Here is a 12,875-nt window from a genome sequence, read left to right as displayed (position 1 = left end):
TATCCGCGGAGAAGAAGTGAAGGGTTTATCAAACGAACGTGCTATCGCGCCAGCGCAAGAGAATCGACCATGGAGCGGAAGAGCAGCAGGCCGTCGGCGGAGCCGAGAAGGGCTTCGCTCGAGCGATCCGGGTGAGGCATCATGCCGAGTACGTTGCGGCCCTCGCTTAACACGCCCGCAATGTTTTCAAGCGATCCGTTCGGGTTTGCCGCCGGGGTGATCTCGCCCGCTGGAGTTGAGTAGCGAAAGGCGATGCGGTCTTCGGCTTTGAGCTTTGCGAGAGTATCGGCATCGCAGAAGTAGTTGCCCTCCATGTGGCCGATGGGCATCTGAAGAACGCGGCCGCCCTCGATCCCGTCGGTGAAGGGGGAGTCCGCAGTCTCGGTGCGCAGGTGAACCTGCTTGCAGATGTAGTGCTGGTTGGCGTTGCGCATCAGGGCGCCAGGCAGAAGGCCGGACTCGCAAAGGATCTGGAAGCCATTGCAGATCCCGAAGACAAGGCCGCCATTCTTCGCGAACTTGATGACGGACTGCATGACGGGAGCGAACTTCGCGATGGCTCCGGTGCGGAGATAGTCGCCATAAGCGAAACCTCCAGGAACGAGGATGGCATCGCAGCCCTCAAGATCTTCAGACGCGTGCCAAAGGAAGGTGACTGGCTGCTGGACCAGGTTCTCGATGACGTTATACGTGTCGTGATCGCAGTTGGAGCCCGGGAAGACCAGAACGCCGAATTTCATAGCTTTAAGGATAGCATCTGCGAACATGCGTTTCTTACTCGAAGACGGGTGCATACACGGCGTATCCTCGCGGCGGTGCCGGAAACTCTGCATTGCCTTCGGGGTCGGTGGTGCGTTCGTCCGGATGCGCGATGTCGTGTCCGTCCCAGGCTACGGGGCGGAACTTCTGATTCTTCCACTGCGTTTTGACTGATGTGCCGGACCACTTGTCGCCGAGGTTGTTGAGCACATAAATGCAGCCGGGTCGGCCATCCATGCCGCTGCGTTGCAGGATGTAGAGGTCGGGATCGGCGTGCAGAATGCATGCTTCGCCGTCAGCATACTTGTGATGCGCGTCGATCAGGGCATCGATGCCGTTGGGAGTACCGGGCCGTGCGAGGCCGAGGTTGTAGTAGTCGTACCAGAAGATACAGGGGTATCCCTCGTTCATCAGGATGAAGGAGTACGCGAGATTTTTATCGTTGACGATCTCGTTGCCACCCATGTCGTGGTTTTCAACGAAAGTGACGGCGTTGAAGGGCCGGTTGGCAACGACGGAGCCATCGCTTGTGAGATTGCGCAGGTCGTATTGCAGGGTGTCGCAGAGATCCTTCAGCTTGTAGCGCAAGGGAAAGTCGAAGGCGGCGATCTGGTTGTCGGTTACAGCGCGGACCTCGTCGAGCCAGTTGCCGATGCCATCTGGACCGGACCAGTACTCGCCGACGACGAACGGGGTGAACTCCTTGCCGTCGCGTTCGTAGCGGTATTTGGCGAGAAGGCCGATCATCCATGCTCCGAAGCCCTTGGCGAAATCGAAGCGGAAGCCGTCGAAGCCGAGCTCTTCAATCACCATGCGGCCATACTCGAACATGGCGGTATAGACGCGGGGATTGCGGTGACAGAGGTGCGGGAAGCCCGCGAAGTTTTCGCCTTCGATCATCACACGCTCGTAGCGGGAGGGATGAAAGCAGTTCCAGTCGCGCGGAAACCGGCCGGACTTCGGATTGAACTTCGTCCATCGCTTCTGGCCGTCGATGGGGTTTACTTCTTCTTCGTCGGCACCGGAGTTGTGATTGATGACCATGTCAGCGTAGGCATTCATGTTGTTTTCGCGCAGAGTTTTAATCAGGTTCTCAAGCTCGGCGCGGTTGCCGTAGAGAGTCTTGACGGCGCCCTTCTGATCGAAGTCTCCCAGGTCGAAGTAGTCGTAGGGGTCGTATCCGGGGGAGCGCGCCTCGGCGCCTTTGCAGATGGGCGGAAGCCAGAGAGCGTTGATACCTGCTTTGCCGAGCTCGGGAGCTTTCTCTGCGACAAAGTTCCACCACTCGCCTTCCTTCTGCTCCTTAATCGGAGAGTCCCAATAGAAGGCTTGCATCATAACGGCCATGGCTTTAGTTTCCTTTCACTGCTGCTGCTGTTGTTCACACAAGCCTGCCCCTGCAGGCGCGGGCAGTTTCCGAAATTGTCCGGCTCCGCGTACGTTAGTTCACAAGAGGAGCGCTTAGGTTCTGATGCGAAGGAAGGATGATCAGGTTGGTATGACGACGCCGGGTACGCCACAATCTCCGTTTCGCACAGCCGGCGGCGCTCTGGTGAACTGGTGGCGGGCGGCAACTCTCGATGCGCTGATCGTCGGCGTGTTGTGGCTGATAGGCCTCGAGCTGATTCGTGTTCCCCTGGCACCGTTCTGGGCCTTGCTGGGCGCGATGCTGCAGATCATTCCTACCTTCGGAGGCATGATCGCATTGATCGGCCCGGTGCTGTCAGTCGCTTTTCAGGGATCGGAAGACTGGTGGAGGCTGGGGCTGGTGCTGGGACTCTACGGTGTGATCGCGATCCTTGAAGGACTGGTGATCGGTCCCTACGTGCTTCACCGAACTACCAGCGTGCCGTGGTGGGCGGCGTTGCTGGGACCGATCGTGCTGGGAATCATCATTCCATTCTGGGGGGTGTTGTTGGCGCCGCCTTTGCTGGCAGTGTTCTACGCGTTTCGCGACCGCCATCGGAACCAGCAGCCTTAGATCTTTAGGCTCCCACCCTGTAGCGGGTCTCCGCAAGGCGATAGAGCGGACGCCACACCAGCCGGTTGATCGTCACCACCATTCCGGCCATGACGATGGTCGCAAGCAGAAGAATCTCGAACTTTCCGGAGTCCGTTGCGGCGCTGATGACCGCGCCCAGCCCCGTGGTCTCGAACGTCTGATTCTTGAGCCGGAAGTACTCGGCGATGATGCTCGCGTTCCATGCACCTCCCGAGGCTGTCACCAGGCCGGTGATGAGGTAAGGGAAGATTCCCGGAAGAATCAGGGTGCGCCAACGCTGCGCGGTGGTGAAGTGGAAGAGTGTTGCGACCTCGCGCAGATCCGTCGGGATCGCCATGGCGCCGGCGATAACGTTGAACAGGATGTACCACTGGGTACCAAGCATCATCAGAAGAATGGAGCCGACGCCGAGCCCGCCCCCCATTTTGACCAGGGCCATCAGAATGACGGGGAAGAGCGCCGTTGCCGGGACAGAGGCGGCGATCTGCGCCACCGGTTGCGCAACCCGCGCCAGGCGAGGATGGAATCCGATGGCGACTCCCGCCGGAATGGTCCACGCGGAGGCAAGAAGAAGCGCGGTATTGACGCGAAGGAAGGTCGCCACCGCCCCCTCGAGAATCTGCAGAAATTCAGCGCGCTGGACCTCCCGAAGCAACGAGAGTGCGTGGAAGGCGGCATAGAGAACGCCACCGATGACCAGCAAGAGGGCAACCCCGCGCAACATAGCGTTCAGGCGTTCGCGGCTCTTTCGGGAGAGGATGCTGGATTGAGCGGCACCACCTGCGCTGGGCCGCCGATTGTAGGCAAGCCTCTGGTAGATCGCTTCGGTGAGAGGCTGAATGGTGTGATTGCGCAGCGTGTGCAGGCCCCTCGAATGCTGAAGAAGGTGGAGCAGTGGAGACCGGACGCGCGACGTAGTCTCCACCTGCTCGAACTTGAACTTGTCGCTCCACGCGATGACCGGACGCCAGAGGAGCTGGTCGGTCGCAACGATGATTGCAATCATCGTGATGAGGCCCCATGTAATCGCGACTCCATTTCCAGTGCTGGCGGCCGTCTGAAGGTAGGAGCCGAGGCCGGGCAGCCGGAAGTCGCGCGGCCCGAGGACGAACATCTCGCAGGCCATCAGGAAAAACCATCCTCCGGCGACCGACACCATAGAGTTCCAAACCAACCCGATTGCAGCGTAGGGCAGTTCCAGCTCGACCAGCCGCTGCCAGGGGGAGAAGCGATAGACCATGGCAGCTTCGCGAAGCTCGCGGGGGATGCTCTTGAGCGAGGAGTAGAAGCTGAAGGCGATGTTCCACACCTGGCCGGTAAAGATGAGGATGATGGCTCCCATCTCCACACCGATCTGCCGCGAGGGGAAGAGCGCGACCATGGCTAGCATGACGCCCGGAAGGAAGCTCAGTACGGGAATAGACTGCAGGATGTCGAGGCCCGCGATCATCAGGGCTTCAACGCGACGATTGTACGCCGCGGTATAGCCATACCCGATTGCGAACAGAAGGCTCAGCGCGTAGGCGAGCCAGATGCGCACGATGGAGTAGAACGCGTAGCGAGGGAGTGCACGAGGGCTGAGCGAGATGGTGATCGCCGGTAACGGATGCCCGAACCAGTAACTGGCCAGCTGCACGACGCCATAAAAGCAGGCGAGGCCTATTCCAGCCACGCAGAGATCGAGCACGACCGGCCAGCTGCGGCGCAAGACCTGCGAGCGGGCCAGGGTCTCGCGGCCCCGGACGTAGCTGAAGCTGTCCGGAAGGTGGATCATGCTTCAATCTCCGACGTCACCGTCGAATCGTTCTCCTGCTTTTCCGGCTGGGTAAAACGACGGCGGGAGGCGTCGAAGTCGAACAGTTCGGCGTAGCGTCCCCAGTTGATCGCGGTCTCAAGCTGGAGAAGCGTCTCGTCTTCGCTGAATTGTTCGTCCAGCATGTCGTGGAAGAACTCCTCGGGAACGCTCTTGTCGCTCTTGGCCTCGATGGCGCGAACGATCTGGCGCAGAAGAAGGACATTTTCGACGGCGGCGATGCGGAAGAGCTCCTTCTGCCGAAGGATCTCAGAGTTGGCATATTCGGCGCCGGTCGGTGTGATGGCGGCGTCGCCCTCGACGACCTTGAGGAAGCCGAGAAGCTGCGCGGCGTCGACGATGGGAAGCAGATCGTCGATCTCGAAGGCAAGATCGTCGGCCAGACGGTAGATATCGTCCTTGCCATTGTGGTCGAGCAGGATTTCGAGCAGGCCGGCGATGCCTCCCGGACGGGCGTGCGGCAGCATCTGATAATGCATCTGGCGCTGGTCGCGCACGGGTCTTCCCTCGGGAGTGAGGGGCGGCGCCGGTGGCTGGGCTTCCGGCTGCGTGAGCACCTTGTAGATGTAATCGACCAGCTGGGTGAAGGCGGCCGCCTTACGCTCACGAGGATGTGCGAGGGCAACCTTGAAGTCGGTTCGCACATGGCCAGGGTTACGGCCCAGGACAATAATCCGGTCGGCGAGAAGCACCGCTTCTTCGATATTGTGCGTCACAATAAAAATGGCGCGGGTGGGTATCGTCTTCTTCTGCCACAACTCAAGCAGCTCGCTGCGAAGGTTTTCGGCCGTCAGCACGTCGAGCGCGGAGAACGGCTCGTCCATGAAGAGTACTTCCGGCTCGACAACAAGGGCGCGGGCAAAGCCGACGCGCTGGCGCATTCCGCCGGAGAGCTCCTTGGGATATGCCGTCTGGAAGCCGTCGAGGCCGACCGTGTCCAGCATCTTGAGCGCGCGCTTGCGACGGTCGGAGGCCTCCAGGCCACGCGCCTTCAAAGGTGCTTCCACATTCTCGACGACCGTCAGCCATGGAAACAGGGCGAAGCTCTGGAAGACGATGGCTACATTGACGTCGGCATTGGCAACAGGTTTTTCATGCCAGAACACCTGGCCCGCCGAGGGCGTCGAAAGCCCCGTCAACATACGCAGCAGGGTCGATTTGCCCGATCCCGAGGGGCCGAGCAACGCAACGATCTCGCCTTCGCTGATAGACAGGTCGGTGGGCGAGATGACCTGAATCCGGTTCTCGCTCGGCTGCGCGTAGTATTTCTCGACCTGTTCGGCACGAATAATGACTTGCTGCATAGAATATGGTTTTCAGGTGACGTGAGGTTGATGAAATTGGATCAGAGCGGTATCGCAGGCTCTGCGCTCAGCGTATCATTAGTACCTAGGGTCCATAGTAAAGCCACACACCCACTGACCGCATTGCAACTTAGTGCTGAATAAGCTGAATAACTTGATGGGGGAATATCTTCGTATGTCCACGACACAAAAACCGAGAGTCCTCGTCGCCGACGACGAGCAAGTGATTGCGAACACGCTGGCGATCATTCTGAACCAGGCAGGGTTCGAGGCACGTGCCGTCTTCAGCGGAGAGAAAGCCATTGAGGTGCTCGATAGCTTTCAGCCCGATATGCTGATCAGTGATGTGATCATGACCGGAATGACCGGAATCGAGGCTGCGATTCTTACGCGGCAGCGTCTGCCCAACTGCAAGATTCTTCTCTTTTCGGGTCAGGCTGCGACCGCCGATCTGCTCGAAAAGGCGCGCGCTCAAGGGCATGAGTTTGAAATTCTGGCGAAGCCGGTCCATCCCACTGATCTGCTCGCCAAGCTGCGGAGTTGACCCGTCCGAGCAGCTCGGCACGAGGCTCATGCGGCTCAAAGGATGTTTGAGCCTCTGTCCGCAGGCCGCTGACGCTCCTTCAGCTTAACCGCTGGAACACCCGCGTAGATCGTCCAGGCCTCCAGATTTCGCGTGGCCACTGACCCCAGGCCCAGAACCGCGCCATCTCCCATGCTGACCCCGGGGCCTACCGATGCCCGTGCGCACACCCAGCTATACGCTCCGAAGGTCATCGCATAGGCCAGGAGAGGGAAGGCGGGATCGTCGTAGTCGTGGGTGGCCCCGCAGACGTAGGCATCCTGCGAAAGAATGGCGTGCGAACCGAAGGAAACCGGAGCCGGATTGTAGATCTCGGCCCCATCGGCTGACGTGACCTGGTCCGCGCACACCAGATTCCATGGAGCCCATACCTTCGACTTGGGATAGAAGTGGCAGGCGGGGCCCATTGTCGCCCCAAAGAGACGCAGCAGAAACGATCGCCAACCGTGGAGAGGCCGCGGCGAGGTGCGATAAAAGAGCGCCCAGCAGATATTCCACAGCAGGCGTCGAAGGCGCTGCTGCAGGGAAAACGCGGGTCGCTGGTAGGGGTCGGCCGCAGTCTCGGCGGAGATGTGGTCAGCCGCGTTGTAGTGAACTGGTCTGGGCATCGGGGCCTCAGGAACGGGCAACGAGTGTTTCGGTCTCGTGAATCTTTGCGGATTCGAAGAGACGCATGATGGTTTTAGCATTCTCGCGCATGTCATAGCGGCGGCGAAAACATTCGACTGCACGCTCGGCCATGGTGGTGCGGGTCTCGGAAGGCGTGGCGAGCCACCGTTCCAGCAGCCGCAGCGTTCCTTCCGCCGTGTCGGGCTCCATGTAACCTGCCCCATCCTTTGCAATGTCGTCGGCGATGTTGACCTTGTCGGCAAGCAATACAGGCTTTCCGCAGCTCAGAGACTCGGCGACCGCGATGCCGAAGTTCTCCTGGTGCGAAGGAAGGATGAAGGCCTCCGACGCATAAAAGGCTCCCCACTTCGCATCTCCGGTCACCATGCCTGGCCAATGAATGCGTTCTTCCACACCGGCGATGCGGGCCATCTGTTTAAGGTCCCCGCTCCAGCCCTGCTGATCCGGTCCCGCCATCACAAGATGAAGGCCGGGATCCTGACGCGCAACCTTGGCGAAGGCCTCGATCAGAAGATCGCATCCCTTCTTGCGATGGATGCGCCCGAGAAAGAGAAGATAGCGCTTATCCGCGACCCCCGGGCATCGCTCAAAGAATGCCGTGCGGAGCGGCTGCGAATCTCCACCTGGCGGCCCATTGACTCCATAAGGAACAACGTGGGGCGTCCAGCGGTGCAGCCAGAAGCTCTCCTCGGCCAACTCTTTTTCGGCGGTCGAGGTGAACAAGACGCGGTAGGCATCGCGCAAGACGCGGTATTCGACAGGCGCCCAGTAGAGCCACTTCTTGTAGTGCTTCAAGCGCGAGGCATGTTTGAAGTAGGGGTCGAGCATGCCATGCGTGAAAACCATGTAGGGCATTCGCCCTGCCAGGGCAGCCCGGGTGGCGCGGCCGAGATATTGCCACAGGCCATGAACGACGACCCCATCGTACCCCTGGTAATTCTGTTGGATCCATGGGATCAGCCTCGGACTGTAGGCGTAGGTTGTGGAGACGGGGCCGAGAGGATAGACCGGAAAATCCAGGCTGCTGAGAAAGGGAGAAGATGGATCGTCCAGCGTGACCACTTCGCCGAAGTACCCAATCTCCCGGTGACGGAGAATCATACGCACGGCCTGGCTGGGGCCTCCGGCCTCTGGACTCAGCGTCCCGATAATGTGCAGAATCCGCATCCCTCTCTCGCCGCTCCTCGACCTAAGCCGAAATCTTTTTGGTTACCGCGGCCAGTGCGCTTCGCAGGCCACGAATATCCTCTTCATAGCTCCACCGGCTGATGCGATCGAGACCCCGGCGTCCCATCTCAGCCGCGGTCTCCGGCGTCGCCAGCGTCCTGCGCAGCGCGTCGGCCAACGCCTCGACGTCTCCCGCTGGAAACACCGCGCCCTCCACTCCGTCGGTGATCAGGTCGCGCTGAGAGCCCACTTCATCGGAGACGATGACGGCACGGCCGGCATTCATCACCTCGTTGACGATCAGACCCCAGGGCTCATGTCGCGACGGAAGCACGAAAACCGTTGCCAGGTCGAAGAACCGCGGAAGCTCGGACTGGTTCCGAAAGCCGCAGAATCGAATACTGCCGAGGCCGCTCTGTTCTGCCTGCCGTTCGAGCGACTGGCGCTGGTCCCCGTCGCCGACGATCACCAGGTACGGATGCGGCTCGAGGCCGGGTGCGGGCGCAAGACGCTTATACGCTTCCAACAGGTCGTCCGCGCGCTTTCGGCTCTGGAGCTTTGAAGCAAAGAGAATAATCGGCCGGCCAGGTTCAAGATTCAGTTCCCGGCGCAGCTCTTCCCGTCGCGGTGCGGCTTCAAGGCTGCGACTCTGGAAGTACTCGTTATCGACGGCATAGGGCATCAGATAGAGCGGGAAATCTTCTCCCAGATAGTATCGCCAGTACTCGGCATTGAGACTGCCGATCGGCATCACGCCGTCGATCATCTGCGACAGCGTGCGGAAGAAGAGGCGCTTGGCCGCCAGTTTCATTCCGCTGCGTTCACGATCGCCCAGCCACGACTCGGCGCGAATGAGAACAGGGATGCCGAGAGCGTTCGCCGCAGTGATACCGTGGAGCGCATTGACGCTGGCATATCCATGGACCCACAGAACGTCGAACGCAGGCCGGTCCTGATCTCCCATCAGACGTCTGGCAATCCCGTAGTTCATTGGGGTTGTGGGAGTGACTCTGGCATTATCCCGGATGACGGGAAGAAACTCGTGGCGGTAGCCCTCGAGCAGAGGAACATCCCATTTGACACCGACGCCGCCAAATCCCTCGTCCTTGTATCCCTTCACCGAAAAGTCCGAACCGAAGAAGACCGTCAGGTCGATGTCCGGTTCACGGGCGATCCGTCGAAGCAGGGGAGCCTGATATTGGATGGGATGGCTTACCAGATAAGCCATCCTCACTCGATCGTTATTCGTCACGTTTCGCGGGGCCGGGGAGGTCATAGCGTCAGTATGCATTCCTTGTTTGAAGAGACTACTGGCGAAGAGCAACGACGAGAATCGATGCAAAGCCAATTAACGTCGAAATACCGCCCGACTTGATCGCACTCTTCATCAGGGAGCTCGGGAGAATGACAATGTCGTCGGTCTGAAGCACCGGATCGGGATCCTTGCCGTCGATGACCCGTTTCATATCGAGATGAACCACAGTACGATTCGCACCCACCGTACGGACCAGTCGAAGTTCGCCCATCTTGCCCTGGAACCCGGGTCCGCCGGCCAATGTAGCAGCTTCCATGAGCGTAAGCGGGGTGGTCTGTTGGAGCGGAATTGCTCCAACGTTCTTGAACGCCCCCAGCATATAGACCACTCCCGTCCGAGCCACAATCACGGTATCGCCGGCGAAGATCGGGATATTGCTCCTGTTGCTGGTCATAGGATCGCTGCCGAGATCGACCACGATCGGCTGCTCCATCCCGATCCGGTGGATCGTGATGGTGTGACTCGCCTGCGAGGGAAGCCCGCCAGCGGCTGTGATTACATCCAGCAAGCGGCTCTGCCCGATGATCGGCACTACGACGTGTAATTCGCCGGTGACCGTTGCGACCTGGTTCGGTGATTCAGTCAGCTGCAGCGAAACTTGCGGATTCCGATACATTCCACCCGCGATCAGCCGGTCGGCGATCCGTTTCTCTGCCTGGGGAAGGGTTAAGCCTTTCACCTCAAGCTTGCCGATGAGCGGAAGCTGGATCGAGCCGTCGAGACTGACACGTGCCGCGGGAGTGTAATCGGCCGACGAGTAGAGATGAACGGTGATCATGTCTCCCGGAGCAAGGCGGAGCTCGTGGGCTGCCGGAAACAGGATCGCAGGATCGGTCGTCAGCGGGACTGGCTCATTGATGGTGCTCGCGGAGGCGAGCGCAGGTCCGTTGAACTGGCACCTGGCAAAGGGAACGATCCCGAGCAGGAGGCAGCAGATCACCGCCGCCTGCACAACGCAACGGAGGACAGATCGCAAGCTCATCGCTTCACCTCCCCGGAATCTCCCGTACTACGGGAATCCGTTCTGGACTGCCAGGTCTCTGCATCAGCGCCTGCGCTCGAGTATCCCGAGTATCCGTAGTAGCCGTAGTAATCCGGCGAGCTGACATCGACCGCGTTGAGTAGGATGCCCGTAACCGGTGCGCCGGAGCGTAGCAGCAGATCGCGCGCGCGGCGAACGACATGTTTGTTCGATTTTCCATGACGGATCACGAGGACGACCGCATCCGCCTGGCGCGCCAGGAGGACGGCATCGGTGACGGAAAGCACCGGTGGCGAGTCGATCACGATGTGGGTATAGATCTCGCCTGCGTGGTCGAGAAGCTGTCGCATCGCCTCGGAGCTCAGCATCTCCGTCGGGAAGGGAGGCATCGGACCGCTGACCAGAACGTCGAGATTCGGGACCTCCGGGATCTTCTGAATCGCTGCCTCGAGCGTCGTTGCCCCAGCCAGAAGGGTCGAGAGACCGATCTTCGAAGTCAACCCGAAACGCTGATGAACGGTAGGCCGCCGCAGGTCGGCATCGATAAGCAGAACCCTGGCATCTCCCTGGGCCAGAATCGTGGCCAGGTTTGTGGATGCCGTGGTCTTGCCCTCCGACGGCGTGGCGCTCGTCAGCAGAATATACTTCGGCGGGTGTCCCGCCGAAGACAGCAGAAGGGCGGTGCGCAGTGAGCGGAAGGCCTCTGCGAACTGGGACTTCGGCTGGGCCAGGGAGATGATATTGCGTGCCGTCGTGCTCTGGCCCGGAACCTCCGCGGTGGACCGCCGGAACCTGGGGATGATAGCAAGCGATGGAAGCTCGATGATGCTTTCGACCTCTGCTACGCTGCGCAGTCCGGTATCGAGGCTCTCCAGCAGGAAGGACAACATGACTCCGGCGACAAGGCCCATGAAGAGATAGGTCAGAACGACCGTCGACTTCGGCTTCAGAGTGGGGGTAGCCGGCAGCAGGGCTGGATCGACAACATCGATCTCGAGAGACTCAAGGCCAGCCTCGATTCCCGCGGTTCGCAGCCGCTCCAGAAGGCTTTCATAGAGATGACGGCTCGATTCAAACTCGCGCTGCCGGATCGTATATTCCACCAGGTCGTCGCGCAGTTTATAAGCGTCGCTCTTCTCCTTCTCCAGAGCCGCTGCCGTCTCCTCTTGGTTGGTTCGGGCTGCAAGGAAGTTCTCTTTCGCCTGCAGCACTAGCCGTTGCTGTTCGGTATTGATCTCGGTAGAAAGCGCAGCGATCTGGGCCTTCTGAGCCTTAGCCTGCGGATGGTTCGGTCCCAGGTCAGACTCCATCTGCGCAAGGGTAGCGCGGGCTGTCGCAAGCTGGGCGCGAAGAGCGTTCAGCTGAGAAGGCGCCGCGCCGGAGGCTTCGAGCGACCCCTCGATCGTATTCGGATCCATGCCGCTCAGCATGCGGTACCTGGATTCCGCCATGATGCGCACAATGTGTGCGTCATTCGAGGCGGTGGAGAGCTGCTCGAGCGAGGCCGTGATCTGGCTGTGATTGGGATCGAAACCAAGAATGCCGAGGCGCCGCTGCACGTCCAGCATCTGTTCCTGCGACGCCTGGACCTGCTGCTTCAGGTCGTCCAGTTGTCCCGAGAGCCAGGTGGAGACCTTCTGGCTCGAAGAGAAGCGAGTCTCATAGCTGCGCTGGATATAGGCAGAGATGATTTTGTTGACGATGTCGGACGCAAGCTTTGGGCTTAACGACTGGAAGCTGATCCGGATCAGCTCGGTCTTCTGCACCTGCGCGATTCTCAACCCCCCCAGAAGCTGGTGAATCGTACGTTGCCGAACGTCCGGATCGTCGATGGAGGCTCGCGTACTCGGCGCATTCCCTCCAAGAAAATCAGGATTGTTCGCAAGGTCCATCTCGCGCGCGACGCTCAACATCAGCGAATCGCTCTGGAGGATAGCGACCTCCGTGAGCATGCGCTGGCCGGAGTCGCTCGCCATTCCCGGAACCGCGCTGACGCGAAATTCGTTAGAAGAGCCGGATCGGACCTGGATGCGACCGAAAGCCTCATAGATGCGAGGCTGCGTCTCGGCACGATAGATGCCGTAGATCAGGCCCAGCAGAACGAAGACCAAAAGAATTCTCTTCCGTTTGCGCAGTGTTATCAGCGTCTCGGAGAGAGTCGTGTCGGTCGTCGCCGTGCTGAATGCGGGGGGAGTAGTCTCAGATGCGCCGCCTGTATGAGACGGTGTCTGCGCGCTTTGGGGACCCATTCCGCTTAGTCTACAAGAAAGGTCGCTTCGCAAAGATAAGCAAAGATAAATTGATGTAACCCTTTCTGTTC

At 59.9% G+C, this 12,875-nt stretch carries 11 protein-coding genes; 2 read left to right on the top strand and 9 right to left on the bottom strand.

Annotated elements, in window-relative coordinates:
• Positions 1–41: 41 nt before the first annotated feature.
• Positions 42–740 carry a phosphoribosylformylglycinamidine synthase subunit PurQ gene (gene purQ, locus BDD14_RS05090; protein ID WP_130422736.1) on the bottom strand — a complete coding sequence of 233 codons (699 nt, stop codon included), beginning with the start codon at positions 738–740 and terminating at the stop codon, positions 42–44.
• Positions 741–774: 34 nt separating this feature from the next.
• Positions 775–2,106, bottom strand: coding sequence for an alpha-amylase domain-containing protein (locus tag BDD14_RS05085; protein WP_130417852.1), 1,332 nt, complete (start codon positions 2,104–2,106; stop codon positions 775–777).
• 124 nt (positions 2,107–2,230) lie between these two features.
• On the opposite strand from BDD14_RS05085, the gene BDD14_RS05080 reads away from it, so the two are divergent.
• Positions 2,231–2,740 carry an AI-2E family transporter gene (locus tag BDD14_RS05080; protein WP_242617745.1) on the top strand — a complete coding sequence of 170 codons (510 nt, stop codon included), beginning with the start codon at positions 2,231–2,233 and terminating at the stop codon, positions 2,738–2,740.
• Positions 2,741–2,744: 4 nt separating this feature from the next.
• On the opposite strand, the gene BDD14_RS05075 is transcribed toward BDD14_RS05080, so the two are convergent.
• Together BDD14_RS05075 and BDD14_RS05070 are read right to left on the bottom strand one after the other, a co-directional pair.
• Positions 2,745–4,535 carry an ABC transporter permease gene (locus BDD14_RS05075; protein ID WP_130417851.1) on the bottom strand — a complete coding sequence of 597 codons (1,791 nt, stop codon included), beginning with the start codon at positions 4,533–4,535 and terminating at the stop codon, positions 2,745–2,747.
• Entirely contained in the window at positions 4,532–5,878 is a 1,347-nt protein-coding gene (locus BDD14_RS05070; protein WP_130417850.1) for an ABC transporter ATP-binding protein, read from the bottom strand. Before BDD14_RS05070 ends, BDD14_RS05075 begins: the two co-directional genes overlap by 4 nt.
• 175 nt (positions 5,879–6,053) lie before the next feature.
• Between BDD14_RS05070 and BDD14_RS05065 the strand changes: the two genes are divergently transcribed.
• A complete protein-coding gene (locus BDD14_RS05065; protein WP_130417849.1) occupies positions 6,054–6,422 on the top strand; it encodes a response regulator in 369 nt (122 codons plus the stop codon).
• Between the two features lie 35 nt (positions 6,423–6,457).
• On the opposite strand, the gene BDD14_RS05060 is transcribed toward BDD14_RS05065, so the two are convergent.
• Genes BDD14_RS05060 through BDD14_RS05040 form a run of 5 tightly spaced genes read right to left on the bottom strand, consistent with a single transcriptional unit; the run spans position 6,458 to position 12,804 of the window.
• Entirely contained in the window at positions 6,458–7,069 is a 612-nt protein-coding gene (locus BDD14_RS05060) for an LbetaH domain-containing protein (protein WP_130417848.1), read from the bottom strand.
• 7 nt (positions 7,070–7,076) lie between these two features.
• Positions 7,077–8,258, bottom strand: coding sequence for a glycosyltransferase (locus tag BDD14_RS05055; protein ID WP_130417847.1), 1,182 nt, complete (start codon positions 8,256–8,258; stop codon positions 7,077–7,079).
• A 22-nt stretch (positions 8,259–8,280) separates the two neighbouring features.
• A complete protein-coding gene (locus BDD14_RS05050; protein WP_130417846.1) occupies positions 8,281–9,534 on the bottom strand; it encodes a glycosyltransferase family 4 protein in 1,254 nt (417 codons plus the stop codon).
• A gap of 31 nt (positions 9,535–9,565) precedes the next feature.
• On the bottom strand, positions 9,566–10,555 hold the full coding sequence (locus tag BDD14_RS05045) for a polysaccharide biosynthesis/export family protein (RefSeq protein ID WP_130417845.1): 990 nt from the start codon (positions 10,553–10,555) through the stop codon (positions 9,566–9,568).
• Positions 10,552–12,804 carry a GumC family protein gene (locus tag BDD14_RS05040; RefSeq protein ID WP_130417844.1) on the bottom strand — a complete coding sequence of 751 codons (2,253 nt, stop codon included), beginning with the start codon at positions 12,802–12,804 and terminating at the stop codon, positions 10,552–10,554. The genes BDD14_RS05045 and BDD14_RS05040 overlap by 4 nt, the downstream gene beginning before the upstream one ends.
• Positions 12,805–12,875: the final 71 nt, after the last annotated feature.

Origin of the sequence: Edaphobacter modestus (genome assembly GCF_004217555.1) — a bacterium.
Classification (GTDB): Bacteria; Acidobacteriota; Terriglobia; order Terriglobales; family Acidobacteriaceae; genus Edaphobacter; species Edaphobacter modestus.
This window is presented reverse-complemented; position numbering and strand designations above follow the sequence as displayed.